This is a genomic window from Pseudomonas sp. G5001 (assembly GCF_013385475.1).
In the GTDB taxonomy this organism is placed as follows: Bacteria; Pseudomonadota; Gammaproteobacteria; order Pseudomonadales; family Pseudomonadaceae; genus Aquipseudomonas.
This window is the reverse complement of sequence record NZ_JACAPZ010000015.1, coordinates 86,609-113,355: the sequence shown is the minus strand read 5'-3', so window position 1 is coordinate 113,355 and position 26,747 is coordinate 86,609. Positions and strand designations below refer to the sequence as shown.

21 protein-coding genes and 4 tRNA genes are annotated in these 26,747 nt (G+C 60.2%); 19 read left to right on the top strand and 6 right to left on the bottom strand.

The window, feature by feature from the left end:
- Window positions 1-199: 199 nt before the first annotated feature.
- Entirely contained in the window at window positions 200-1,396 is a 1,197-nt protein-coding gene (locus HX805_RS13980) for an amino acid aminotransferase (protein WP_177116943.1), read from the bottom strand.
- Between the two features lie 343 nt (window positions 1,397-1,739).
- Here HX805_RS13980 and uvrB point away from each other — a divergent pair, with 343 nt between their 5' ends.
- Entirely contained in the window at window positions 1,740-3,755 is a 2,016-nt protein-coding gene (uvrB, locus tag HX805_RS13975; RefSeq protein WP_003214470.1) for an excinuclease ABC subunit UvrB, read from the top strand.
- 152 nt (window positions 3,756-3,907) lie between these two features.
- On the opposite strand, the gene HX805_RS13970 is transcribed toward uvrB, so the two are convergent.
- Window positions 3,908-5,458: an MDR family MFS transporter gene (locus tag HX805_RS13970; RefSeq protein ID WP_177116942.1), complete on the bottom strand. Its 1,551-nt coding sequence runs from the start codon at window positions 5,456-5,458 to the stop codon at window positions 3,908-3,910.
- Window positions 5,448-6,494, bottom strand: a complete 1,047-nt coding sequence (locus tag HX805_RS13965; RefSeq protein WP_102368518.1) for an HlyD family secretion protein — start codon at window positions 6,492-6,494, stop codon at window positions 5,448-5,450. Before HX805_RS13965 ends, HX805_RS13970 begins: the two co-directional genes overlap by 11 nt.
- A gap of 196 nt (window positions 6,495-6,690) precedes the next feature.
- Between HX805_RS13965 and gltX the strand changes: the two genes are divergently transcribed.
- The 9 genes from gltX to HX805_RS13920 all read left to right on the top strand — a co-directional run bounded on the left by gltX (window position 6,691) and on the right by HX805_RS13920 (window position 11,924).
- On the top strand, window positions 6,691-8,172 hold the full coding sequence (gltX, locus tag HX805_RS13960; RefSeq protein ID WP_177040487.1) for a glutamate--tRNA ligase: 1,482 nt from the start codon (window positions 6,691-6,693) through the stop codon (window positions 8,170-8,172).
- Between the two features lie 147 nt (window positions 8,173-8,319).
- Window positions 8,320-8,395: transfer RNA gene (locus HX805_RS13955), tRNA-Ala, on the top strand.
- Between the two features lie 79 nt (window positions 8,396-8,474).
- Window positions 8,475-8,550 (top strand) — tRNA-Glu (locus tag HX805_RS13950).
- Window positions 8,551-8,600: 50 nt separating this feature from the next.
- Window positions 8,601-8,676 (top strand) — tRNA-Ala (locus HX805_RS13945).
- Between the two features lie 80 nt (window positions 8,677-8,756).
- A tRNA-Glu gene (locus HX805_RS13940) sits at window positions 8,757-8,832 on the top strand.
- A 184-nt stretch (window positions 8,833-9,016) separates the two neighbouring features.
- Window positions 9,017-9,556, top strand: coding sequence for a TetR/AcrR family transcriptional regulator (locus HX805_RS13935; RefSeq protein WP_003214462.1), 540 nt, complete (start codon window positions 9,017-9,019; stop codon window positions 9,554-9,556).
- A 28-nt stretch (window positions 9,557-9,584) separates the two neighbouring features.
- Complete coding sequence (locus HX805_RS13930; RefSeq protein ID WP_102368520.1) at window positions 9,585-10,418, top strand: alpha/beta hydrolase; 834 nt, start codon at window positions 9,585-9,587, stop codon at window positions 10,416-10,418.
- A gap of 50 nt (window positions 10,419-10,468) precedes the next feature.
- The gene (locus HX805_RS13925; RefSeq protein WP_177020871.1) at window positions 10,469-10,918 is read left to right on the top strand and encodes a thioesterase family protein; all 450 of its coding nucleotides are present in this window, start codon (window positions 10,469-10,471) and stop codon (window positions 10,916-10,918) included.
- Window positions 10,919-10,958: 40 nt separating this feature from the next.
- The gene (locus HX805_RS13920) at window positions 10,959-11,924 is read left to right on the top strand and encodes a tRNA-dihydrouridine synthase (RefSeq protein WP_003214454.1); all 966 of its coding nucleotides are present in this window, start codon (window positions 10,959-10,961) and stop codon (window positions 11,922-11,924) included.
- 176 nt (window positions 11,925-12,100) lie between these two features.
- Here HX805_RS13920 and HX805_RS13915 read toward each other — a convergent pair whose 3' ends face one another.
- Window positions 12,101-12,307, bottom strand: coding sequence for a hypothetical protein (locus HX805_RS13915; RefSeq protein ID WP_134326072.1), 207 nt, complete (start codon window positions 12,305-12,307; stop codon window positions 12,101-12,103).
- Window positions 12,308-12,469: 162 nt separating this feature from the next.
- Here HX805_RS13915 and HX805_RS13910 point away from each other — a divergent pair, with 162 nt between their 5' ends.
- The 4 genes from HX805_RS13910 to HX805_RS13895 all read left to right on the top strand — a co-directional run bounded on the left by HX805_RS13910 (window position 12,470) and on the right by HX805_RS13895 (window position 17,088).
- Window positions 12,470-13,453, top strand: coding sequence for an adhesin (locus HX805_RS13910; RefSeq protein ID WP_177116941.1), 984 nt, complete (start codon window positions 12,470-12,472; stop codon window positions 13,451-13,453).
- 79 nt (window positions 13,454-13,532) lie between these two features.
- Window positions 13,533-14,486, top strand: coding sequence for a hypothetical protein (locus HX805_RS13905; protein WP_218167347.1), 954 nt, complete (start codon window positions 13,533-13,535; stop codon window positions 14,484-14,486).
- A gap of 221 nt (window positions 14,487-14,707) precedes the next feature.
- Window positions 14,708-16,672, top strand: a complete 1,965-nt coding sequence (locus HX805_RS13900; protein ID WP_177116940.1) for a hypothetical protein — start codon at window positions 14,708-14,710, stop codon at window positions 16,670-16,672.
- Window positions 16,673-16,839: 167 nt separating this feature from the next.
- A complete protein-coding gene (locus HX805_RS13895) occupies window positions 16,840-17,088 on the top strand; it encodes a hypothetical protein (protein WP_177054538.1) in 249 nt (82 codons plus the stop codon).
- Here the strand turns inward: HX805_RS13895 and HX805_RS13890 are convergent.
- Window positions 17,042-20,347 carry a bifunctional diguanylate cyclase/phosphodiesterase gene (locus tag HX805_RS13890; protein ID WP_003212653.1) on the bottom strand — a complete coding sequence of 1,102 codons (3,306 nt, stop codon included), beginning with the start codon at window positions 20,345-20,347 and terminating at the stop codon, window positions 17,042-17,044. The genes HX805_RS13895 and HX805_RS13890 overlap by 47 nt on opposite strands.
- 64 nt (window positions 20,348-20,411) lie before the next feature.
- A complete protein-coding gene (locus HX805_RS13885) occupies window positions 20,412-21,302 on the bottom strand; it encodes a LysR family transcriptional regulator (protein ID WP_003212656.1) in 891 nt (296 codons plus the stop codon).
- A 145-nt stretch (window positions 21,303-21,447) separates the two neighbouring features.
- On the opposite strand from HX805_RS13885, the gene leuC reads away from it, so the two are divergent.
- The 5 genes from leuC (at window position 21,448) to asd (ending at window position 26,745) form a co-directional block, all read left to right on the top strand.
- Window positions 21,448-22,866: a 3-isopropylmalate dehydratase large subunit gene (leuC, locus tag HX805_RS13880; protein WP_003212658.1), complete on the top strand. Its 1,419-nt coding sequence runs from the start codon at window positions 21,448-21,450 to the stop codon at window positions 22,864-22,866.
- Window positions 22,867-22,876: 10 nt separating this feature from the next.
- Entirely contained in the window at window positions 22,877-23,521 is a 645-nt protein-coding gene (leuD, locus tag HX805_RS13875; RefSeq protein WP_003212660.1) for a 3-isopropylmalate dehydratase small subunit, read from the top strand.
- 146 nt (window positions 23,522-23,667) lie between these two features.
- Complete coding sequence (locus tag HX805_RS13870; protein WP_003212662.1) at window positions 23,668-24,432, top strand: class I SAM-dependent methyltransferase; 765 nt, start codon at window positions 23,668-23,670, stop codon at window positions 24,430-24,432.
- A gap of 53 nt (window positions 24,433-24,485) precedes the next feature.
- A complete protein-coding gene (gene leuB, locus HX805_RS13865; protein WP_003212664.1) occupies window positions 24,486-25,568 on the top strand; it encodes a 3-isopropylmalate dehydrogenase in 1,083 nt (360 codons plus the stop codon).
- Window positions 25,569-25,632: 64 nt separating this feature from the next.
- Window positions 25,633-26,745 carry an aspartate-semialdehyde dehydrogenase gene (gene asd, locus HX805_RS13860; protein WP_003212667.1) on the top strand — a complete coding sequence of 371 codons (1,113 nt, stop codon included), beginning with the start codon at window positions 25,633-25,635 and terminating at the stop codon, window positions 26,743-26,745.
- Window positions 26,746-26,747 lie beyond the last annotated feature (2 nt).

Genomic DNA, 26,747 nt, shown 5'->3' with positions numbered 1-26,747 from the left:
GTGGCGAGGGAGCTTGCTCCCGCTGGGCTGCGCAGCAGCCCCAGTTCAGGCACCGCATTCATTCATAAAGTTCACGGTGGCAGGTTTTGGGGCCGCTTCGCATCCCAGTGGGAGCAAGCTCCCTCGCCACAGGGGGCGCGGTTTTCAGAATGAAAAAGGGGAAGCCATTGGCTTCCCCTTTTTTTGCATCACAACAGGCTTACAGCACCTGAACGATGGCCTTGGTCACTGCATCAATGTTTTTCTGGTTCAACGCCGCCACACAGATACGGCCGGTATCCAGCGCGTAGATACCAAACTCGCTACGCAGGCGTGTCACTTGTTCAACGCTCAGGCCGGAGTAGGAGAACATCCCACGCTGGCGACCGACGAAGCTGAAGTCGTGGCCCGGAGCAGCCTTGGCCAGGTCAGCCACCATCTGCTCGCGCATGCCGCGAATACGCAGGCGCATTTCCGCCAGTTCCGCTTCCCACTGGGCGCGCAGCTCAGGGTTGTTCAGCACCGCTGCCACGATCGCCGCGCCGTGGGTCGGCGGGTTGGAGTAGTTGGTGCGGATCACACGCTTGACCTGGGACAGGATGCGCGCGCTTTCTTCCTTGGAGTCGGTGACGATGGACAGGGCGCCCACGCGCTCGCCGTACAGCGAGAACGACTTGGAGAACGAGCTGGACACAAAGAAGGTCAGGCCCGACTCGGCGAACAGGCGCACCGCAGCGGCGTCTTCGTCGATGCCGTCGCCAAAGCCCTGGTAGGCCATGTCGAGGAACGGCACGAGGTTTTTCGCCTTAACCACGTCCAGCACTTGTTGCCAGTCGGCCGGGCTCAGGTCGACGCCGGTCGGGTTGTGGCAGCAGGCGTGCAGCACGACGATGGACTGTGGCGGCAGGGCGTTGAGGTCTTCCAGCAGGCCGGCGCGGTTTACGTCGTGGGTGGCGGCGTCGTAGTAACGATAGGTTTGCACCGGGAAGCCGGCTTTTTCGAACAGCGCCTGGTGGTTTTCCCAGCTCGGGTCGCTGATGGCGACGACGGCGTTGGGCAGCAGTTGCTTGAGGAAGTCAGCGCCGATTTTCAGGGCGCCGGTGCCGCCGACCGCTTGGGCGGTGATGACGCGGCCGGAGCTGATCAGCGGCGATTGCTCGCCGAACAGCAGCTTTTGCACGGCCTGGTCGTAGGCGACAATACCGTCGATCGGCAAGTAGCCACGGGCGGCGTGTTGCGCCACGCGAATGGCTTCCGCTTCGGCAACGGCACGCAAGAGTGGAATCTTCCCCTCCTCGTTGCAGTAAACGCCCACGCCAAGGTTCACCTTGGTGGTTCGGGTATCGGCGTTGAATGCTTCGTTGAGGCCCAGGATTGGATCGCGTGGTGCCATTTCGACAGCGGAGAACAGGCTCATTTTTGCGGCAGCTCTATAGAGAGTGGAGGGACGTGTCGCGCTCCAGCCGAATGCACTAGAGCGGTGCACAAACGGGGAGCTAGTATAGAGGCCATCACTGCTCACGGCGACAGCCGAAACGGCTTTTCGGCCAAGTTTTTCGGTTTATTTACCGACCGTTAGTCTTATTGCAACATGGGTGACCAACGGCATGTAGGACGATTGCCTTGAAACCCGTCACATTCGCCTCCACTTCTACAGCTATCATGGTTTTTTCCTGCAACCTGCGCCGAACAGTCGCGGGTCGCGGTCTTTTTCGTCCCCGTTGCTTTTTCCGGCCCCGGGGTGACTCAAGAGGTACGTTATGTCGGATTTCCAGCTAGTCACCCGCTTCGAGCCCGCCGGCGATCAACCGGAAGCCATCCGCCTGATGGTCGAAGGCATTGAGGCCGGCCTCGCGCACCAGACCTTGCTCGGCGTGACCGGCTCCGGCAAGACCTTCAGCATCGCCAACGTGATCGCCCAGGTGAACCGCCCGACCCTGGTGCTGGCGCCGAACAAGACCCTGGCCGCGCAGTTGTATGGCGAGTTCAAGGCGTTCTTCCCGAACAACGCGGTGGAGTACTTCGTTTCCTACTACGACTACTACCAGCCCGAAGCCTACGTACCGTCCTCCGACACCTTTATCGAGAAAGACGCCTCGATCAACGACCACATCGAGCAGATGCGACTCTCGGCGACCAAGGCGCTGCTGGAACGCAAGGACGCGATCATCGTCACCACGGTGTCGTGCATCTACGGCCTGGGCAGCCCGGAAACCTATTTGAAGATGGTGCTGCACGTCGACCGCGGCGACAAACTCGACCAGCGCGAACTGTTGCGTCGCCTGACGAGCCTGCAATACACCCGCAACGACATAGACTTCGCCCGGGCGAGCTTCCGCGTGCGCGGCGATGTGATCGATATCTACCCGGCGGAATCCGACCTGGAAGCGATCCGCATCGAGCTGTTCGACGATGAAGTCGAGAGCCTGTCGGCCTTCGACCCGTTGACCGGCGAAGTGATCCGCAAGCTGCCGCGCTTCACCTTCTACCCGAAAAGCCACTACGTGACCCCGCGCGAAACCCTGATGGGCGCCATCGAGGGCATCAAGGCTGAGCTGGTGGAGCGCCTGGAATACCTGCGTTCCAACAACAAGCTGGTGGAAGCCCAGCGCCTGGAACAGCGCACCCGCTTCGACCTGGAGATGATCCTCGAACTGGGCTACTGCAACGGCATCGAAAACTACTCGCGCTACCTCTCGGGCCGCGAGTCCGGGCAGGCGCCACCTACCTTGTTCGATTACCTGCCGGACGATGCCTTGCTGGTGATCGACGAGTCCCACGTCAGCGTGCCGCAGGTGGGCGCGATGTACAAAGGTGACCGTTCCCGTAAAGAGACCCTGGTGGAATACGGCTTCCGCCTGCCATCGGCGCTGGATAACCGGCCGATGCGTTTTGACGAGTTCGAAGGCATCAGCCCGCAGACGATTTTTGTCTCGGCCACGCCGGGTAACTACGAGGCCGAACATGCCGGGCGGGTAGTTGAGCAACTGGTGCGCCCGACCGGCCTGGTGGACCCGCAAATCGAAATCCGCCCGGCGCTGACCCAGGTGGATGACTTGCTCTCGGAGATCACCAAGCGCGTGGCCCTGGAGGAGCGGGTGCTGGTCACCACGCTGACCAAGCGCATGTCCGAAGACTTGACCGATTACCTGGCCGACCACGGCGTGCGCGTGCGCTATTTGCACTCGGACATCGACACCGTGGAGCGCGTGGAAATCATCCGCGACCTGCGCCTGGGGGCGTTCGATGTGCTGGTGGGGATCAACCTGCTGCGTGAAGGCCTGGATATGCCGGAAGTGTCCCTGGTGGCGATTCTGGATGCGGACAAGGAAGGCTTCCTGCGGTCTGAGCGTTCGTTGATCCAGACCATTGGCCGGGCGGCGCGCAACCTGAATGGCCGGGCGATTCTGTATGCGGACCGGATCACCGGTTCCATGGAACGGGCGATTGGCGAGACCGAGCGTCGTCGCGACAAGCAGATTGCCTACAACCTGGAGCATGGCATCACGCCGAAGGGTGTGTTCAAGGACGTGGCCGACATCATGGAAGGCGCCACCGTGCCGGGTTCGCGCAGCAAGAAGCGCAAGGGCATGGCCAAGGCTGCGGAGGAGAATGCCAAGTACGAAGCGGAATTGCGTTCGCCGAGCGAGATCACCAAGCGTATTCGTCAGTTGGAAGAGAAGATGTACCAGCTGGCGCGGGATCTGGAGTTTGAAGCGGCGGCGCAGATGCGCGATGAGATCGGCAAGTTGCGGGAGCGGTTACTGGCGGTCTGATGATCGTTCCCACGCTCTGCGTGGGAAAGCAGCCCGGGACGCTCTGCGTCCCAAGAGCGGACGCGGAGCGTCCAGTGAGGCATTCCCACGCAGAGCGTGGGAACGATCTTCAAGCTCCCTCGCCACAACAAGCTCCCTCGCCACAGGTTATTTCAGTGGGCTTCCCCAGCCTTAAGCCCCGCCGGCAACGCCTTGGTCAACAAGATCGCCACCATACTGATCCCCAACGCCAACCCTACAAAATGGAACGCATCGTTATAGGCCATGATCTGCGCCTGCTGATGCGCTATCTCACTCAACTGGCCCAACGCCGCCGTCTCACTCCCAAACGTCTCCGTCAGCCTGGCCATGCGCTCTGCCACCTGCGGATTGGTCGGCACAATCGCCTCACGCAGGTAATCAAAGTAGGTCTTGGTGCGTGCATCCAGCAGCGTCGCCAGCAACGCAATCCCGATCGCCCCGCCCAGGTTTCGCAAAATATTGAACAGGCTCGACGCCGACCCCGCGTCCTTCTGCATGATGTATGCCGTGGCAATCAACGAAATTGTCACCATGATCAACGGCTGCCCCAGCGCACGGATGATCTGGATGCGGTTGAACTGGTCGCCGGCAAAGTCCGGGTTCAGCACCCCCGATGAAAAACTCGCCAACCCGAACAGCCCGAACCCCAGCGTACACAGCCATTTGGGCGACACGTACTTCATCAGCTTGGGCACCAGCGGAATCAAAAACAGCTGCGGAACCCCCATCCACATGATCACTTCGCCGATTTGCAGGGCGTTGTAGTTCTGGATCTGCGCCAGGTACAGCGGCAGCAGATAAATCGAGCCATACAACCCCACGCCCATCCCCAGGCTCGAAATACTCGACAGCCCGAAATTGCGATTGCCGAGGATCCGCAGGTTGATCAGCGGGTTGGGCTTGGACATCTGCACGATCACAAAGGTGATCAAGCTCAACAGAGCGACGGTGCCCAGACTGACAATCAGGTTCGACTCCAGCCAGTCCTTGCGATGGCCTTCTTCCAGAAACACCTGCAAACACCCAAGGCCCACGGCCATGGTGACGATGCCAAGATAGTCGGTGCTTTTGAGCAGGTCCCAGTTGGAGTCCTTTTTCTCCAGGCCGTACAGCAGCCCGGCGATCATGATCAGGCCCGGTGGGATGTTGATGTAGAAGATGTATTCCCAACCCCAGTTTTCCGTGAGCCAGCCGCCAATGGTCGGGCCGATGGACGGGGCGAAGGTGGCGGTCATGGCGAACATGGCCATGCCTTTGGCGCGGTGATGTTCGGGCAGCTTGATCAGCGTGAGGGTGAACGCCAGGGGGATCAGCGCGCCGCCGGTAAAGCCCTGCAGCGCGCGGAATACGATCATGCTTTCCAGGCTCCAGGCCATGGAGCACATCAGCGAGGCGATCAGGAACCCGCCCGAGACCCACACCGCCAGCCGACGCGCCGACAGCAGCTGCACCAGCCAGGCGGTGAGGGGGATCATGATGATTTCGGCCACAAGGTAGGAGGTGGAAATCCACGAACCTTCTTCCAGGGTGGCCGACAGCGCGCCCTGGATGTCCTTGAGGGACGAGTTGGTGATCTGGATGTCGAGCACTGCCATGAAGGCGCCGAGCATCACGCTCATGACCGCGATCCAGTCGCGCCGGCTCGGTTCGCCTACCGGCGGCAGCAGTTGATCACCGGCCATCGTGCGGGTCTTGGATGTTCACTTTGACCGTCACCGACATGCCCGGGCGGATTTTGCCCTGCAGCGGGTTGTCGGTGGCGAAGGTCAGTTTGACCGGAATCCGTTGTACGACTTTGGTGAAGTTGCCCGTGGCATTGTCCGGCGGCAGCAGGCTGAATTGCGCGCCGGAAGCGCCGAACAGGTTGGCCACGCGGCCTTCGATTGGAGTATCGCTGTAGGCGTCGAATGTCAGCTCGGCTTTTTGCCCAGGCTGCATATGGCCGATCTGGGTTTCCTTGAAGTTGGCCTGCACCCAGATGTCCTGGTCCGGGACGATCGACAGCAGGTAGGCGCCGGCCTGTACGTATTGACCGTTGCGTGCGGCACGCTGGCCGATCAGGCCGCTGATGGGCGCGTGGATTTCGCTGCGGGTCAGGTTCAGTTCGGCCTGGGCCAGGTCGGTCCTGGCGTTGGCGATCATCGCGTCGAGGCGCTTGATCTCGGCGTTCAGGGCGTTGACCTGCTGGCGCTGGCCCTGCAGGTCGGCCTGGGCCATGGTCACCTGGGAGCGGGCGATGTGGTTGTCGGCGTCGAGGGTGGTGACCCGTTCTTCGGAGACATAGCCGGGTTTGCGCAGGGTTTGTGCGCGGTTCAGGTCGATCTGCGAGCGGCCGAGGGTGGCCTGGCTGGACGAGACCTTGGCTGCACCGGCGGCGATCAGGCTGGCTTGCTGGGTCAGTTTGCTCTGGGCCTGCACGCGCTCGGCTTCGCGCATGGCCAGGGCGGCGTTGGCGCGGTCGACGGCGAGGTGGAAGTCGTCGCCTTCGAGCTTGACCAGCAGTTGGCCTTTTTCCACGTGCTCGTTGTCGCCCACCAGCACCTCGACGATGCGCGCACCCAGTTGGCTGGAGACCCGGGTGATCTCGCCCTGGACGTAGGCGTTGTCGGTGCTTTCATAAAAACGGCCCTTGAAGAACCACTGAGCGAAAAAGCCCGCGGCGATCAGGACCACGATAAACAGGAAGATAAACAGGCGGCGTTTGAGCGGGGCAGGCATGGCGATGATGTCGTCGACAAAAGGTAATGGAATATAGCCAGCGAACGGTCTGGCAAATAGCCATGTCGAGACTTGAGACCGGAGCTTGTCTCATATGCCCTTTGTTCGCCTCCCCACGCTGGAGCCCAAGGGCTTGGGGCTGTTACCATTCGCCCCTTGTTTCATTTTCAGTTTTATCGCCAATTCGAGACCCGCCATGACCACCGTCCGCACGCGCATCGCGCCATCGCCTACTGGGGATCCCCACGTAGGTACTGCTTACATCGCCTTGTTCAACTACTGCTTTGCCAAGCAGCATGGCGGTGAATTCATCCTGCGGATCGAAGACACCGATCAACTGCGCTCCACGCGCGAGTCGGAACAGCAGATTTTCGATGCCCTGCGCTGGTTGGGCATTACCTGGGCTGAAGGCCCGGACGTCGGTGGCCCCCACGGCCCGTATCGCCAGAGCGAGCGCAGCGACATCTACAAGCAGTACACCCAGCAACTGGTCGACATGGGCCACGCCTTCCCGTGCTTCTGCACCGCCGAAGAGCTGGACCAGATGCGCGCCGAGCAGCAGGCCCGTGGCGAAACCCCGCGCTATGACGGCCGCGCACTGCTGCTGTCGAAGGAAGAAGTGGCCCGGCGCCTGGCCGCCGGCGAGCCGCACGTTATCCGCATGAAGGTGCCGAGCGAAGGCGTGTGCGTGGTGCCGGACATGCTGCGCGGTGACGTCGAGATCCCGTGGGACCGCATGGACATGCAAGTGCTGATGAAGACTGACGGCCTGCCGACGTACTTCCTGGCCAACGTGGTGGACGACCACCTGATGGGCATCACCCACGTACTGCGTGGCGAAGAGTGGCTGCCATCGGCGCCGAAACTGATCCTGCTGTACGAGTACTTCGGCTGGGAACAACCGCAGCTGTGCTACATGCCGCTGCTGCGTAACCCGGACAAGAGCAAGCTGTCCAAGCGCAAGAATCCGACCTCGGTGACCTTCTACGAGCGCATGGGCTTCATGCCCGAAGCGATGCTCAACTACCTGGGCCGCATGGGCTGGTCGATGCCGGACGAGCGCGAGAAGTTCTCGTTGCAGGAAATGGTCGATAACTTCGACCTGTCCCGCGTGTCCCTGGGTGGGCCGATCTTCGACATCGAGAAACTCTCGTGGCTCAACGGCCAGTGGCTGCGTGACCTGCCGGTGGAAGAGTTCGCCAGCCGCGTGCAGAAATGGGCGTTGAACCCCGAGTACATGATGAAGATCGCGCCGCTGGTGCAGGGCAGGGTGGAGACCTTCAGCCAGGTCGCACCGTTGGCGAGTTTCTTCTTTGCCGGTGGCGTGAACCCGGACGTGAAGCTGTTTGAGTCGAAGAAACTCTCGGGTGACCAGGTTCGCCAGTTGATGCAGTTGATCCTGTGGAAGCTCGAAAGCCTGCGCCAGTGGGAGAAGGAGGCGATTACCGCGACTATCCAGGCGGTGGTTGAATCCCTGGAGCTGAAATTGCGCGATGCGATGCCGCTGATGTTTGCCGCGATCACCGGGCAGGCGAGTTCGGTGTCGGTGCTCGATGCGATGGAAATTCTGGGCCCGGACCTGACTCGCTTCCGTCTGCGCCAAGCCCTTGATTTGCTTGGTGGTGTGTCGAAGAAAGAAAACAAGGAATGGGAAAAGCTGCTGGGCGCTATCGCTTAAGCACGCTGTTGTAACGGCCAAACCCCGGTTTTCCGGGGTTTGCTCGGTAAGTGATTGTTATCTCGGCAAAAAATTTTGAAAATTGTTGAAAATAAATTTGACACGTTTCGAATACGCCATTAAGATTCGCCCCGTCCTCACCGACGAGGGGCTATAGCTCAGCTGGGAGAGCGCTTGCATGGCATGCAAGAGGTCAACGGTTCGATCCCGTTTAGCTCCACCAATTTACAGGTTCAAGGTCTGGCCACACCGTCCTTGAATTCGATCAGACTCAGCCTGATCACGTTGTATAGAAGGTTTGTGTCCCCTTCGTCTAGTGGCCTAGGACACCGCCCTTTCACGGCGGTAACAGGGGTTCGAGTCCCCTAGGGGACGCCAGTTTCAACAAGCAGTTCGAAAGGTCTGCTGCGCCGCGAGGCGAAAAATCCGGGGCTATAGCTCAGCTGGGAGAGCGCTTGCATGGCATGCAAGAGGTCAACGGTTCGATCCCGTTTAGCTCCACCAATTTACAGGTTCAAGGTCTGGCCACACCGTCCTTGAATTCGATCAGTTCTCAGCGCTGATCAGTTGTACAGAAGGTTTGTGTCCCCTTCGTCTAGTGGCCTAGGACACCGCCCTTTCACGGCGGTAACAGGGGTTCGAGTCCCCTAGGGGACGCCACGATTACCCGCTCTGCGGGATTTTGAAGGGTCATTCAATTATTGAATGGCCCTTTTGTTTGTCTGGCGTTTGGCCAATCCTCCTTCCTTTTTCCCTGAATGTTCTTCTGACCAATGGTCATGCCTGTGGCTTGCGAAATATTATTATGGTAATAATATTCGAAGCATGAGATTCGGAGGCAACGATGAACGATAAAAAAGCGCAAACCCGCGAACGCATTCTGCAAGCTGCCGGCGCCGCCCTGGTACAACGCGGCCCGGCCGAGCCGAGTGTGGGCGAAGTCATGGGCGCGGCGGGGCTTACCGTCGGCGGTTTCTACGCGCACTTTGAAAGCAAGGACGCACTGATGCTGGAGGCCTTCACCGAGTTGCTGGCCCGGCGTCGCGCCGCCGTCGATGACATGGACTCCTCGCTGACCGGTGAAGAGCGTCGCGCGCTGGTCGCAGCATTCTACCTGTCGCGCAAGCACCGTGACTCCACCAGCCAGGCGTGCCCGATCCCGTCCACCGTGGGCGAGATGAGCCGCCTGCCGGACGAATTTCGCCAGGCCTTGAACGAACACTGCGAACTGATGGCAGCACAGCTGGCCGCCAGCCCGGAAGACACCGACAAGGCCCTGGCCGACATGGCGCTGATGATCGGCGGTTTGTCGCTGGCCCGCGCCCTGGGCCCGGGTGAGTTATCGGATCGTGTATTGCGTGCGGCCAAGTCCGCAGTGCGTTAAGAACGGCTTCTGGCCTGAGGGATGAGCGATGGGCACGTTGAAATGGATTCGTGGCGTCAATGGCACCTTGGGCCGGCTGGCGCCGCAAACGGTGGCCAGCAAGATGCGTCGGGTGTTCATGACGCCTCGCGATTTGCCGCCCCGTGACTGGGAGCTGCCGCTGCTGGCGCAGTCCGAGCGCATCACTTTGCGTTTCGGCCTGTCGGCGCTGAAGTGGGGCCAGGGCCCTGCGGTGCTGTTGATGCACGGCTGGGAAGGGCGCCCGACGCAATTCGCCAGCCTGATCAGCGCATTGGTGGACGCGGGTTATTCGGTGGTTGCGCTGGACGGCCCGGCCCACGGGCGTTCGCCGGGGCGCGAAGCCCATGTGCTGCTGTTTGCCCGTGCCATGCTGGAAGCGGCTGCCGAACTGCCACCGCTGCATGCGGTTGTCGGTCACTCCATGGGTGGGGCCAGCGCGATGTTGGCGGTGCAGTTGGGCTTGCGCACCAAGGCGTTGGTCAGTATCGCCGCACCCTCGCGGTTTCTCGACGTACTGCGCGGCTTTGCCGGCATGGTCGGTTTGCCGGCGCGAGCGCGTTCGGCGTTTATCCAGGAGGTCGAGCTGACGATGGGCATGCCTCTCAAGCACCTCGATGTCGCCCACTATCAAATGAATATCCCGGGCCTGATCGTGCATGCCGAAGACGATACCTTCGTCTCGGTCAAGGCTTGCCAGGTCATCCATGACGCCTGGTTCGACAGCCGCCTGCTGCGCCTGGAGCAGGGCGGGCACCAGAAAGTGCTGGCGGATCCGCGTGTGATCGAAGGCGTGCTGGCGCTGCTGGCCGGCCGCCACGTGCCGGAGCGCCAAACCGCCTGAGCCATGGGTTACACTGCTCGCCGCCGACATTAATCGACCGGGAGCACCCCATGGGCTGGGATTTGGCAACGCCGTTTATCATTGATCTGCAGGTCGGTGCCGAAGACATCGACGGTCTGGGGCATGCCAACAACGCCGTTTACGTGTCCTGGCTCGAACGCTGCGCCTGGCGCCATTCCCAGCGCCTGGGGCTGGACCTTAGCGAGTACCGCAGGCTGGATCGCGCGATGGCCGTGGTGCGTCATGAGATCGATTACCTCGCCGCCGGTTACGAGGGCGATGAGCTGCAGTTGGCGACCTGGATCGTCGACTGGGACCAGCGCCTGAAAATGACCCGACGCTTCCAGCTGGTACGCCCGCGTGATGGCGCTACCTTGCTGCGAGCGCAAACCACCTTTGTCTGCATCGAACTGTCCAGCGGCAAGCCCAAGCGCATGCCGTCGGAATTTCTTGAGGGTTATGGCCCTGCGCTGCATGGCGAATTACCTGCCAGCGTCTGAAACCAGTAAACTGCGCCACGTTTTTCGTTGAGTGTTTTCCATGCAAATTGCTTTGGCGCCCATGGAGGGGTTGGTCGACAACATCCTGCGGGACGTGCTGACCCGGGTCGGTGGTATTGATTGGTGCGTGACCGAGTTCATCCGGGTCAACGACCGCCTGCTGACGCCTGCCTATTTCCACAAACTCGCCCCTGAGTTGCTGCACGGTGCCAAGACCGCTGCCGGCGTGCCGCTGCGTGTGCAGTTACTCGGTTCAGACCCGGTGTGTTTGGCGGAAAACGCAGCCCTGGCGTGTGAGCTGGGCTCTCAGGTGGTTGACCTCAACTTCGGTTGCCCGGCCAAGACCGTGAACAAGTCCCGTGGCGGTGCGGTGCTGCTCAAGGAGCCGGAGCTGCTTAACCAGATCGTCGAACACGTACGGCGTGCGGTGCCGGCACATATTCCCGTCACGGCCAAGATGCGCCTGGGCTTCGACAGCCCCGACGGTGCCCTGGTGTGCGCCACGGCCCTGGCCGAAGGCGGCGCAGCGCATATCGTGGTGCATGCCCGCACCAAGGCTGACGGCTACAAACCTCCGGCGCACTGGGAGTGGATCCCGCGTGTGCAAGAGGTGGTCAAGGTGCCGGTGTTCGCCAACGGTGATATCTGGAGCGTTGAAGACTGGCGGCGGTGTCGCGAAATCAGTGGTGTCGAAGACATCATGCTCGGTCGCGGCCTGGTGGCTCGTCCCGACCTGGCCCGGCAGATTGCTGCCGCGCGGGCCGGGGAAGAGGTGGTCGAGATGACTTGGGCGCAGATGCAACCCATGCTCCAGGAATTCTGGCGGCAATCCGTTGAGCAATTGACCGAGCGCCAGGCGCCGGGACGCTTGAAGCAATGGCTGGCGATGCTGACCCGCAACTATCCCGAAGCAGTTGAACTATTTACGCTGATGCGGCGGGAAACCGACCTGGAGCAGGTAGGACGATTGTTAGGGGTGCCTGATTCGGTTGCGCTGCAAAATTGAGTACATATATATAAGCGTTTCAATCCAGTAGGAAAGGGTGCCGTGGGCGCCCTTTTTTTTGCTTGAAATAAGGCCGCGGATCGTTAACAGCGAGTGTTTGTGGGCACGTGGCTAGAGCTTTTTGATTGCTTTATATATGTGAGCAAGTTTCTTGTTTGCTACAGGGTCTTGCGGTGTCAGCGGCGCATATTTTTAAGTTTTGTTAGTTGGAGTATGAGGGGCGCGCGCAATAACACAGATATGAATGACTGGCGTGGGTGAGTGATTTCATCAATTTGCCTTAACGGCTGACTGTTGCCTGATATATCCATTTTGCCCACGGCGACCACCGGGTAAGCATGATGTTTTACGGAAAGTCCATAGGATAAAGTCTCTATTTTCATTTGATTTCCTTATGTGAAGGCCGATTTTCGGAACCCGATGCTCGCAACACCCACGAAAGTAGGGAGTGTGCAGCACTCGGGTTTGTTTCCAGTCCAGAACCTGGACGGTCTGTTTGCAGACCGCTGAAGGAGTTTTGGCAATCACTGAATAAGGATTTGTTTATGTCTAATTTGTCGGTCAATAATTTCCCTCGCTTGACTAATGACTTCAATCAGCAGAATGCAGACCTGCCAAAGTCTGTCGACAAGAGCGCCGGCGAAATCCGGGCGAATACGCCCGGCACAGTATTGAAAAACAATCCCGCCGTGGTGACGGATGGAACCGTCACCTTCAACAAGGATGCACTCGAGAAGTTGTTCGAGTTGTTTGAATATGCATTCAAGGCCATACGGAACATGCTCTCCGGGCAGGGCGGGATGCCCAAGTTGGTACCCGATGCTGGCCCGCTGCCTAAACCCGAAAAGAGTAGCGATACTCCGGTGAAGGATAAGGCGGACAGTAAATCGAATGTGCCGGACACTGCGGCCAAGGACAAGGCGGGGACTGACTCGCAAGTGCCGAACACTGTAGCCAAGGACAAAGCCGAGACCAACTCGCCGGTATTGAACACTGCACTCAAGGACAAGTCCGGGACCAACCCTGAGGTGTCAGTACAGAAAGACAAGCCAGCAAACAATCCAGCGGTCCCGAGTTCCGAGGTTAAGGTAACGCCTAAACCCCTGCCAGAGCCCCGCAGGCCAGACCCCGCATCGGGCAAGGACGTGCAGCCGAACGCCCGGAGCAGTTCCGACGTGAACGTCACGGTCCAAGTGATGAACTGCCATTGCCCTCACCCGGATGCAACGAAGCCGGTCCCGCCTAAGCCCGATGCACCGGTCCCGCCGAAGCCAGACGTGCCGGTTCCGCCGAAGCCCGATGCACCGGTTCCGCCGAAGCCCGATGTGCCGGTCCCGCCGAAGCCAGACGCTCCGGTCCCACCGAAGCCGGATGCGCCTAAACCAGATGCTCCGAAGCCGGATAAGCCGGAGCCGGACATCACTTCGCCAGGGCCGTCTGAGGATTTCTTTGAGTTCGAAACCAGCGGCAGGCGTCGAGCGTTCGACAACGACTGGCGGTTTAATCCCGGCCGCCGGATAAGCAGGTAAGTCGGCCACTTCCTCAGTTTTTTTCAACAAGGCGCTCCCGATCAAAAACGTCGGGGGGCCCTTGATGAAGGATGGTTATATGTCTTGTTCAGAAATCAATAATGCGGGCGCGGTCAGAAACTATTATCAACATTCGCAAACCGGCAACACACCAGGACGATCGGTTCCCGTGCAGCCGGTATTCGTTAATAACCAAGTCCTCTCATCGTTCGGTAATAACGATCAAAGTACCGTTGGAAACACAGCCAGCGACACCCCGCTGTTAGCAAAGCTCCTCGAACTGTTCACCCAGTTTTTTACACAGTTGCAAGGCCTGCTGGCGGGCAAGGAACTGGCGAATACAGTGGCGACCAAGGTAACGCCTGCGCCCCCGCCGGCAGTGCTGCCCAAGCCGGATGCACCCCTGCCGGATCCAGCACCGCAGCCGCTTCCTGATCTGTCCGATAAGCGCAACGGCGCCAAGCCTGCAAATATATGGAACGGTTTTCGCCAGGGCCCTGATGGTAATTGCGTGACCATTTCGGCGATCAAGGCGGCGATGGCGAAGTTCGGTCAAAGCCCGACCGATATCTTCAAGTCTGTTCAAGCCAAGGGTGATGGCTATCACATTGTCATGCGTGACGGGTACGCGCTGGATTTGAGCAAGGATGAATTGGCCCAAGCCAGGCGTGGCTCGAAGTTTGTCCCGATGCGCGATCCCGGCATGCTCAAGGATGCGCACTTTCTATTTGCCGTCAGCGCCAAGCGAGCGATGCTGGAAAACAATGACGGGACTGCAGGCAGGAGCTTTCAATCCGCGATAAACAGCCTCAACGACGGTGAAGACGAAACGGGACCCGGGGAAGGCTTCAAGCGTCTGGGCTTGCGCCAGCATATGAAAGAAGTTCCGGTCAGTGCGTTTGCTGATAAATCATTGATCGGTATGGTCAACAGGAGCAGGCACTCTGTAGCAGTGGTTGACGGGTGTGAGGAGATGTATGGGACTAAAGCGGGAAGACCGCGGTTTGGACGGGCTATTGCATTGGTTGGCTAACGGGCCGTCCATAAAACAATAAGAAGATGATCGTTGCTGCGCAATACGTTAAATCTATAACTAGATCTTGTTGAACTTATTATCTGACTGAGTGCAGTTCATCGCGTGCAGAAAATACTGTATGCCGTGTTCATGCACTTTCTTTTTATGCCTGAACACAACGTGCAGGTGGCAGCGTTTACCACGGGCCATTGTGTGTTCGCCCTTTAAAGGAGTGCTCCATGATTACGATGAATACGGGTTATACAATGAGTACGGCGGTCCATCATCCTGCGCGTGTACACGGGGGTGAAAATAAATCCGTCGACAGTGTAAGTACTTTGAATTCTACCGAGCGACAGTTCGGTGAGCATTTTGATACGAGCAGCCATTCTGCTGTTATCCAGATGATGATATCGACCTTCGGTCCCGCGCGCGCTGATCTATTTGATGAAGTAAAGCGCGTTGGCTCGGGGTATGACATTACGCTGAAAGACGGTTATAAGTTGCATGTTTCCGATCATGAAGTGCATGGCACTGCGTCAGCGTCGAGATTTGTCGGTGGTGATGCCAGTACAGTGGAAAACGCGAATTTCGCATTGGCTGTCTTCGTCAAGCGCAAACAATTGTCCAGTTCCGACAGCCGTATCAGCAGCAGCTTTAACGCGGCCTTGACCACGTCCTTACAGGGTGAGACTGCATCGAACCTGCTCAAGGGCATGGGCATGGGCCGTTTTATGCAGCAGATCCCTTCGGAGCAACTCGTCGGCAGGAACTCCGTCGGCGTCATGGAGGCGCATAACTTCGGTGCCGCGTTGATTCGGGATGGGGTGGCGCATCGGTTTGACCGTCAATATCGCCCCGACCGTCCCTACGTCTACGTGCTGGACAAGGAGGGGCAATCGGCTAAGCCGGTCAAGCGAGATGTGCCGGTTGCTCCGGTCGATGTTCCCCACGTCGATACGCCGTCCACCCGGCGTGGCCGCAAGCCCGTTGACATTCTCAGCGGATTTAACGCGGCCGAGCGAGGATTCGGTGAGGTTGTTGATGGCAGCAGCCATGCCTGCGTCATAAAAATGATGATGATGAGGTTTGGTCCAGACGCCACGGATATGTTCGAGAAAGTCACCCCGGCGGGAGACGGTTATGACATCACGATGAAGGACGGTTTCGAACTGCATTTTTCCCGGCAAGAGTTGCAGCAAGCGACCACGGCCTCGCGTTTCGCTGGGAACAACCCCGACGCGGTGAAGCAGGCCAACTTCATGCTGGCGGCGTACACGAAGCGCAAGCAGATGACCCGCGGTGACCAGGACCCTGGGGCATCGTTTGAAAAGATTTTATCGAACACGCTCAAAGGCGATACGGAATACCGCGTGTTGAAGGGCTTGGGCATGACTGGCTTCTTGCGCATCGTGCCACCCGCCAAGATGCAGGAGCAGGGCGCGGTGGGGGTGGTCAGTACTTTTGGCTATTCGAGTGCCTTGGTACTGGATGGCCTGCAGCACAGCAATGGTGACAAGCCATCTATCGTCAAATCTTATGGCTACATGCTCGCCGAGGAGGTACCGGACGGAGTGCCCGTTGGTTCAAGCTCGCGGCCCCCGCCTATTTCCAATGTACCGGTCGGGGTCAAGCCTGGGGATATCTGGAGTGGATTCTATCAAGGTGTCGAGGGGAACTGTGTCACGGTATCGGCGATCAAGGCGGCGATGATGAAGTATGGGCAAAGTCCCCGGGGCATCTATAAAAACATCACCGAGACCCGCGACGGTTACACCGTGACGATGCGCGATTCCAGCAAGGTCAGCTTGACCCATGCAGAACTGAAAACAGCCCGCGAACACTCGAATTTCAAAGGCACCGACGCCGGCCTGCTCAAGGATGCGAATTTCCTGTACGCCGTCAGCGCCAAGCGGGCGCAAATGGAGAACCACGAGTTTCGTGCCGGCGAGAGCTTTGAAGCGGCGATGAGCACGCTCAATGATGGCGAGACCCCTGGTGATGCACTGCGGCGCCTGGGTTTGTTCGCCTTTACCCGAAGCAGCAGCGTCCAGGCGCTGGCAGATGGTGCAACCGGCACGTTGGCGAACTTCATGCATTCTGTTGTCGTCGTTGATGGGGCTTTTGATGATTACGGGTATAAACACCCACTGAAATCATCAAGCTGGATGGATGAAGAGGGCACCGCGCTAACGCTGGTTTAGGTTTAAAGGTGCAAAGTTTGAGAAACACAGGCCACGAGATCTCGTGGTCTTTTTTCTGCGCGCAGAAAGGACAAGCCCGATGGTGGCCGGCTACATATGCCTTGCAATCTGTGTCCGCATAGGTAGTTGGCCTCGGCTACTCTCATCGACTCTGGAACCTCCTGGTCATGGATGAAATTCAACAGCATTGGCTGTATGCCCTGTCTGCTCCCATGGTGTCCATCAACCCTGGCGCCGGTTATCTCGAGGCGCCGCCCAGCAGCGCCGGGGAGTGCTTTGCATCCTGCATGGTAGGTGTGCCCGAAAATGGAAAGCACTTGAACCTACAGGCTCAAAAAGCAGCTGCCCATCAGGAAAATCCGGTGCAACTTATTCCGATGAAGTGGCCTGGGGCATTCGCTTCAGTACCTGCCTGAACCCTTCCACCGGCAAGGGCCGACTGTGCAGATACCCCTGATACAAATGACACCCAAGCCCCTGCAAAAACGCCAGTTGCTCAGGGGTTTCCACTCCTTCGGCAATGACGTCCAGGTTCAAGCTGCGCGCCATGGCCACAATGGCACGGATGATCTCCGCATCGTTGGGGTCATGGGTGGCGTCGCGCACAAACGACTGGTCGATCTTCAGCGCATCCACCGGCAGGCGCTTGAGGTAGGTCAGCGACGAATAGCCGGTGCCGAAATCATCCATCGCAAAACTCACGCCGAGCTTTTTCAGGCGGCGCATTTTGCTGATGGTGTCGTCCAGATTCTGGATCACGATGCCTTCGGTGATTTCCAGCTTCAGCAGGGTATAAGGCAGATGGTGGGTGCGCAGGCTGCGTTCTACCCGTTCGACAAAATCATTCTGGCGAAACTGCCGCGGGCTGATGTTGACGCACAGGCTGAAGTTCAGCGGGTCTACCAGCCCCTCGGCAATCAACTGCGCGAAGGTGCTGCAGGCTTCGTCGAGGATCCAGGTGCCCACTTCAAGGATCAGGCCGCTGTCTTCCAGGACCTTGATGAATTCCGTCGGGGACTGTGCGCCCAACTGCGGGTGTTGCCAGCGCACCAGGGCCTCGGCGCCGACGATGGTGTTGCCGCGCGCATCCACCTGGGGTTGGTAATGCACGCTGAACTCGCCGCGGGACAGGGCCAGGCGCAGGTCGGTTTCCATGCGCAGCCGCTCGCTGGCGGTTTTCTGCATGCTGTTGTGGAACATCTGGATGGTGTTGCGCCCTGAATCCTTGGCCCGGTACAGGGCGATGTCGGCGCGCTTGAGCAAATCGGCCGGGGTTGAGCCGTGATCGGGGATCAGCGCCACGCCAATGCTCGGGGTGACTTGCAGGCGGTGGCCATCCAGGAACATCGGTTCGGATAACAGTTCGCGCAGGGTATCGGCCAGCTCCTGGACCTGAGTGCTGACTTGCGGGCGCGTGCCTTCCAGGCCGCTGAGCAGCACCACAAACTCATCGCCGCCCAGGCGTGCCACGGTGTCTTCCATGCGCACACTGGCTTCGAGGCGTGCAGTGACGATCTTCAGCACCGTGTCGCCGACCGGGTGGCCGAGGGAATCGTTGATGTGCTTGAAATGGTCCAGGTCAAGAAACAGCAGGGCGCCCCGCAGGTTGTGGCGCTTGAGCAGGGCGATCTGCTGGCTCAGGCGGTCCATCAGCAGGGCGCGGTTGGGCAGGTTGGTCAGGGGGTCGTGATAGGCCAGGTGGCGAATCTGCGCCTGGGCGTTTTTCAGCAGGCTGACGTCCCGGGCGGTCAGCAACAGGCAGGGGGTTTCGTTGAGGGTGATGGGCTCCACCGACACTTCAACCGCCAGCACTTCGCCGCGTTTGTTGTGCCAGAGCATTTCCAGGTGATGAATGCGGCCCTTGATCTGCAACTCGGCCAATAACGCCGCGCGCTGGTTTTCATCGGCCCAGATGCCGATCTGGTACAGCGTCAGGCCGATCGCTTCTTCGGCGCGGTAGCCGGTGAGGCGGCAGAAACCGTCATTGACCTCCACGTAGCGCCCGGTATCGCGCTCGGTGATCGACACCGCATCGGGGCTGGAATGAAAGGCCTTGGCGAACTTCTCTTCGCTGGCCTTGAGCGCCGCTTCCGAGCGTTGTTGTTGGGTGATGTCCCGCAGGGTGGTGACGATGCAGGGTTGGTCGCTGACCTGGATCAGGCGGCTGGATATCACACAGTTCAGGGTCTGGCCGTTCTTGTGATGAACGGTGATTGCCACGTTGCTCAGGGATTGTTCGCGGATCACCTGCTCGATGCGCTGCAGGCGTTGGCTGGACTCCTCCCACAAGCCGATCTGCTCGGCGTTGTTGTTGAGCACCTCGGCGGCGGTCCAGCCGAAGGTCTGGGTGAAGGCCGGGTTGATTTCGATAAACTGGCCGGTCTCCAGGCGCGTCACGCAGATCGGGTCGGGGCTGGCGAGGAACAGGCTGGCGAATTTTTCTTCGGATGCGATCAGGCGCTGCTCACGTTCAACCTGGTCGGTAATGTCGAGCAAAGTCCCGGCCATTCGCAACGGTACGCCCGTGTCATCGCGATACAGGCGGGCGCGGCTTTCCAGGTAGCGCGAACTGCCGTCTTCCAGTTGCACGCGGTAGGTCAGTTGGTAGTTGCCCGCCGGGCCTTCGCGCAGGGTGCGGTAGGCGTTGCGCATGCTCTCGCGCTCTTCCTGGGGCATGCCTTCAAAGAAGGCCTCGAAGGATTCGTGGAACGGTTGGGGTTCCAGCCCGTGCAGTTGGGCGGCGCGGGCCGAGCCATAGAGCATGCCGCTGGGGATGTGCCAGTCCCAGGTGCCCAGTTGCGCCGAGTCCAGGGCCAGGTCCAGGCGTTCCTGGCTGTCCTTGAGGGCCTGCTCGGCATTCTTGCGCTCGGTGGTGTCGAGGAAGGTGCTGATCAGGTAGTCCTCGCCGTCCAGCTCGACTTTCTGGGCGCTGAGGGTGCCATCGTGGACCTGCCCGTTGCTGGCGCGAAACTGCACTTCCATGGTGATGGGGGCGCCTTTGCGCTGGGTGGCCTTGACCAGATGCGCGCGTTGTTCCGGGTGTACCCAGAGGCCCAGCTCCAATGTGCTGCGGCCAATGGCATCGGCCAACGGCCAGCCGAACAGGCTTTCGAAATACTGGTTGGCTTCGCTGATCAGGCCGTCCGCCTGGCGGGTCAGCAGGACCATCAGCGGGCACAAATGGAACAGGGTGGCGAAGCGCTTTTCCGAATGGCTGAGGGCGTGTTCGCGCTCGCGCTGGTGGGTGATTTCGCGGATCACCCCGATCATTCGCCGACGCCCGGCCTTGTCCGGTAGCAGGCTGCCGTTGATTTCCAGCCAGTGCAGGCTGCCATCGGGCCATTGGATACGGTGGTGCATGGCCTGGACAGCGGGTTCGCCGGCCAGCACCGCATGAAAGGCCCGGACCACCTTGGCGCGGTCCTCGGGGGCCAGCAGGTCCAGGTACTCCAGGTCTTCAGGCAGCGGCTGGCGCGGGTCGAAGCCGAACAGGGCCTGAGTGCCTCGGGACCAGCTGATCCGGCCGGTATCGATTTCCCAGCTCCAGGCGCCCAGCCGGGCAGCGTTGAGCGCCGCCAGCAGTTGCGGCGCGCTGTCCCAGCTTTGCTCCGCCTCCTGTGGGTCCAGGGCGTAGATGCGGGGCAGGGGTGGCACGGTATCGACGGGGTTGCGCATTATCAAAGGGCCTTGGCTCGATGGGCGTTCGGCGCGGGTTCCACGGTCTACGGGCCACGGCGATTCAAGCCTGATTCCCTGGCAGATCGACCTGTGCATCCAATAGGCTCATGAAAGCCCGCGCAGCGTTCGACAGCGTCCTTTCGGTGTGCACGATATAGCCTAGCTGGCGACTGAGCTGTATGCCCGGCAAAGCGATGCGTGCCACCTGGTCATCGAGCATGGTGCGCGGCAATACGCTCCAGGCAAGGCCAATGGAGACCATCATCTTGATGGTTTCCAGGTAGTTGGTGCTCATGGCGATGTTTGGCGTCAGGCCCTGGGCCTCGAACAGCCGCTGCACGATATGGTGGGTAAAGGTGTTGCCGCCGGGAAACACCGCCGGGTGCCGGGCGATGTCCGCCAGGCTGACGCTGCCGTTGCTGATCAGGCTGTGTTCCGGCGCCACCACGAAATCCAGCGGGTCGTCCCACACCGGGGTGGCCCGCACCAGCGTGTGGGGCTCCGGCGCCAGGGTGATCACGGCCACTTCGGCGCGGCCATGGAGGATTTCTTCGTAGGCCACTTCCGAATCGAGAAACTGAATATCCAGCGCGACGTTCGGGTATTCCCGGGTAAACGTTCGCAGTACGGGCGGCAGGCGATGCAGGCCGATGTGATGGCTGGTGGCCAGGGTGAGACGACCGCTGACCTCGCCGGTCAGGTTGGTCAGGGCGCGGCGAGTGTCGTCCAGTACATTGAGAATCTGATACGCCCGGGGCAGCAGCGCCCGTCCGGCTTCGGTGAGGCCGACTTCACGCCCCAGCCGGTCGAACAGGCGCACCTTTAATTGTTGCTCCAGGCCGGCGATGCGCTTGCTGATGGCCGGTTGGGTCAGGTGCAGGCGTTCACCGGCACCGGAGAAGCTGCCGGTCTCGGCGATGGCGATAAAGGCATTGAGGTTGGCCAGGTCCATTGTGCTATTCCAGTTGGTAATCCAAAGCATAAAAAATATGAATTTGAGTTATTTAATGTAGCGCCATACCATCAGCCTCACAAGCCAAAGGGTTATTGAATCGTTCAAGGCCCGGGGCATAGAAACACCTGATGAGGACCGCGTGATGGCCGGCAAAACGCTTTACGACAAGCTTTGGGATTCCCATGAAGTGAAACGGCGCGATGATGGGTCGTCGCTGATCTACATCGACCGTCACATCATCCATGAAGTGACCTCGCCCCAAGCGTTCGAAGGCCTGCGACTGGCCGGGCGCAAGCCTTGGCGCGTCGACTCGATCATCGCCACCCCGGACCACAACGTGCCGACCACCCCGGAGCGTAAAGGCGGGATCGACGCCATTGTCGACACCGTGTCGCGCCTCCAGGTGCAGACCCTCGATGATTACTGCGACGAATATGGCATCACCGAATTCAAGATGAATGACGTGCGCCAGGGCATCGTTCACGTGATCGGCCCGGAGCAGGGCGCTACCTTGCCCGGCATGACCGTGGTCTGCGGCGACTCCCACACCTCTACCCACGGGGCGTTTGGCGCCCTGGCCCACGGTATTGGTACCTCCGAGGTGGAACATGTATTCGCCACCCAGTGCCTCGTCGCCAAGAAAATGAAGAACATGTTGGTGTCGGTGGAAGGTGAGTTGCCTTTCGGCGTCACTGCCAAGGACATCGTCCTCGCCGTGATCGGCAAGATCGGCACCGCCGGCGGTAACGGCCACGCCATCGAATTCGCCGGCAGCGCGATTCGCGACCTGTCCATCGAAGGCCGCATGACCATCTGCAACATGTCCATCGAAGCCGGTGCCCGCGTGGGCATGGTGGCGGCGGACGAAAAGACCATTGCCTACGTCAAGGGTCGCCCATTCGCACCGAGCGGTGCCGATTGGGACGCCGCTGTCGAAGCCTGGAAAGACCTGGTTTCCGACGCCGATGCGGTGTTCGACACCGTGGTTACCCTCGATGCCGCCCAGATCAAGCCGCAAGTCAGCTGGGGCACCTCGCCGGAAATGGTGTTGGCCGTTGACCAGAACGTGCCGGACCCGGCCAAGGAAACCGACCTGGTCAAGCGTGGTTCCATTGAGCGCGCCTTGAAGTACATGGGCTTGAAAGCCAATCAGGCGATTACCGACATCCAGCTGGATCGCGTATTCATCGGCTCCTGCACCAACTCGCGGATCGAGGATTTGCGCGCTGCGGCGGTGATCGCCAAGGGCCGCAAAGTCGCCTCTACCATCAAGCAGGCGATCGTGGTGCCAGGTTCGGGCCTGGTCAAGGCCCAGGCTGAAGCCGAAGGCCTCGACAAGATCTTCCTCGAAGCCGGTTTTGAATGGCGCGAGCCGGGTTGCTCGATGTGCCTGGCGATGAACCCGGACCGTTTGGAGTCGGGCGAGCATTGCGCGTCCACCTCCAACCGTAACTTCGAAGGGCGTCAGGGCGCCGGTGGCCGTACCCATCTCGTCAGCCCGGCCATGGCTGCTGCGGCTGCCGTCAACGGTCGTTTCATCGACGTTCGCGAATTGATCTGAGGAATACCCGATGAAAGCTTTTACTCAACACACCGGTTTAGTCGCGCCGTTGGACCGTGCCAACGTGGACACCGACCAGATCATTCCCAAGCAGTTCTTGAAATCGATCAAGCGCACCGGTTTTGGCCCGAACCTGTTCGACGAGTGGCGCTACCTGGACGTGGGCTACGCCTACCAGGACAACTCCAAGCGCCCGCTGAACAAGGACTTTGTACTCAACGCCGAGCGTTACCAGGGTGCCAGCGTGTTGCTCGCCCGGGAAAACTTCGGTTGCGGCTCCAGCCGTGAGCACGCGCCGTGGGCCCTGGAAGAATATGGCTTTCGCAGCATCATCGCGCCGAGCTACGCCGACATCTTCTTCAACAACAGCTTCAAGAACGGCTTGCTGCCGATCATCTTGAGCGATGCCGAAGTGGATGAGTTGTTCCAGCAGGTGGAAGCCGATGTGGGCTACCAGTTGACCATCGACCTGGCGGCGCAGACCGTGACCCGTCCGGACGGCAAGGTGTATCACTTTGAAGTGGACGCCTTCCGCAAGCACTGCCTGATCAATGGCCTGGACGATATCGGCCTGACCTTGCAGGACGGCGATGCGATTGCAGCGTTTGAAACCAAACACCGGGCCAGCCAGCCTTGGTTGTTTCGTGACGCTTGATTCCATGTAGACCGGACTGGCCCCTTCGCGAGCAAGCCCGCTCCCACATTTGATTGCATTTCAACTGAAGGAACTCGGTCGAATGTGGGAGCGGGCTTGCTCGCGAAAGGGCCAGCAACAGCAACACAAAAACCAGGGACATCATCATGACCAGCACCGCCCACACCCAAGTCGTGCAAAAACAATTCGGCGAACAGGCCTCGGCCTACCTGAGCAGCGCAGTACATGCTCAAGGCACCGAGTTCGCGCTGCTCCAGGCCGAACTGGCCGGGCAGGGCGCTGCACGACTGCTGGACCTGGGTTGCGGCGCCGGTCATGTGAGTTTCAACGTGGCACCGTTGGTCAAGGAAGTGGTGGCGTACGACCTGTCCCAGCAGATGCTTGACGTGGTCGCCGCCGCGGCCGTGGACCGTGGCCTGGACAACATCCGCACCGTGCACGGCGCCGCCGAGCGCCTGCCGTTTGCCGATGGCGAATTCGACTTCGTGTTCAGCCGCTACTCGGCGCACCATTGGAGCGACCTGGGCCTGGCCCTGCGTGAAGTGCGCCGGGTGCTCAAGCCGGGTGGCGTGGCCGCTTTCGTGGACGTCTTGTCACCGGGCAGCCCGCTGTTGGACACTTACCTGCAAACCGTCGAAGTGCTGCGCGACACCAGCCACGTGCGTGACTATTCCGCCGGCGAGTGGATGCGCCAGCTCAGCGAAGCCGGTTTGCATGTGCGCAACAGCAGCCGCCAGCGCCTGCGCCTGGAATACACCTCGTGGGTCGAGCGCATGCGCACCCCAGAGGTATTGCGTGCCGCGATCCTGGAGCTGCAAAAGGCAATGGGCCAGGAAGTGCGCGATTACTTCGAGATTCAAGCCGACGGCACCTTCAGCACCGACGTGCTGGTGGTGTGGGCCGAACGCTGATTAATTTTTCCCGACCTGCCCACGGGCGGGTCGCTTGATGAAATGAGGAACCCATGAGCAAGCAGATTCTGATTCTCCCTGGCGACGGCATTGGTCCGGAAATCATGGCCGAAGCGGTCAAGGTGCTGGAAGTGGCTAACGCCAAGTACAGCCTGGGCTTCGAACTGAGCCACGACGTGATCGGCGGCGCGGCCATCGACAAGCACGGCGTGCCTCTGGCCGACGAAACCCTGGAGCGTGCCCGCGCAGCCGACGCCGTGCTGCTGGGCGCCGTGGGTGGCCCGAAATGGGACAAGATCGAACGTGACATCCGCCCTGAGCGCGGCCTGCTGAAGATCCGTGCGCAACTGGGCCTGTTCGGCAACCTGCGCCCGGCGATCCTTTACCCGCAACTGGCGGACGCTTCCAGCCTGAAGCCGGAAATCGTCGCGGGCCTGGACATCCTGATCGTCCGCGAACTGACCGGCGGTATCTACTTCGGCTCGCCACGGGGCGTGCGCGAGTTGGAGAATGGCGAGCGTCAGGCCTACGACACCCTGCCGTACAGCGAGAGTGAAATCCGCCGTATCGCCCGTGTCGGTTTCGACATGGCCCGTGTGCGTGGCAAGAAGGTCTGCTCGGTGGACAAGGCCAACGTATTGGCGTCCAGCCAGCTGTGGCGTGAAATCGTCGAAGAAGTCGCCAAGGACTACCCGGACGTCGAGCTGAGCCACATGTACGTCGACAACGCCGCCATGCAGCTGGTGCGTGCACCGAAGCAGTTCGACGTGATCGTCACCGACAACCTGTTCGGCGACATCCTGTCCGACCAGGCCTCGATGCTCACCGGTTCCATCGGCATGCTGCCGTCGGCCTCCCTGGATGCCAACAACAAGGGCATGTACGAGCCGTGCCACGGTTCGGCGCCGGACATCGCCGGGCAGGGCATTGCCAACCCGTTGGCGACCATTTTGTCGGTGTCGATGATGCTGCGTTACAGCTTCAACCTGACCGACGCCGCGGATGCCATCGAGCAGGCCGTGAGCCTGGTGCTCGACCAGGGCCTGCGCACTGGCGACATCTGGTCCCAGGGTTGCACCAAGGTCGGTACGCAAGAAATGGGCGACGCAGTAGTCGCCGCGCTGCGGAATCTGTAATCTCTCGGGCCCGCTTGCAGATGTTGCTGCAAGGCGGCCCACTTTTGAACAAGGTGTAGTTGCGATGAAACGTGTAGGTCTGATCGGTTGGCGCGGTATGGTCGGTTCCGTGCTCATGCAGCGGATGCTGGAAGAGCAGGATTTCGATCTTATTGAGCCGGTGTTTTTCACCACCTCCAATGTAGGTGGTCAAGGGCCGTCCGTGGGCAAGGACATTGCTCCGCTCAAGGACGCCTACAACATTGAAGAACTGAAGACCCTCGACGTCATTCTGACCTGCCAGGGTGGCGACTACACCAGCGAAGTCTTCCCCAAGCTGCGCGAAGCCGGCTGGCAGGGTTACTGGATCGACGCCGCTTCCAGCCTGCGCATGCAGGATGACGCGGTGATCGTGCTGGACCCGGTCAACCGCAAGGTGATCGACCAGCAACTGGACGCGGGCACCAGGAACTACATCGGCGGCAACTGCACCGTCAGCCTGATGCTGATGGGCCTGGGCGGCTTGTTCGAAGCCGGCCTGGTGGAGTGGATGAGCGCCATGACCTATCAGGCGGCCTCCGGTGCCGGCGCGCAGAACATGCGTGAACTGATCAAGCAGATGGGCGCGACCCACGCCGCTGTCGCCGATCAACTGGCTGACCCGGCCAGCGCGATCCTCGACATCGACCGCCGTGTGGCCGAGGCCATGCGCAGCGAGGCCTACCCGACCGAGAACTTCGGTGTGCCATTGGCCGGCAGCCTGATCCCGTGGATCGACAAGGAACTGCCTAACGGCCAGAGCCGTGAAGAGTGGAAGGCCCAGGCCGAGACCAACAAGATCCTCGGTCGCTTCAAGAGCCCGATCCCGGTGGACGGTATCTGCGTGCGCATCGGCGCCATGCGTTGCCACAGCCAGGCGTTGACCATCAAGCTGAACAAAGACGTGCCGATCGCCGATATCGAAGGGCTGATCAGCCAGCACAACCCTTGGGTCAAGCTGGTGCCGAACAACCGTGATATCAGTATCCAGGAACTGAGCCCGAACAAGGTGACCGGTACCCTGAATGTGCCGGTTGGCCGTCTGCGCAAGCTGAACATGGGGACGCAGTACCTGGGCGCGTTCACCGTCGGCGACCAACTGCTGTGGGGCGCGGCTGAGCCGTTGCGTCGCATGCTGCGGATCTTGCTGGAGCGGTAATC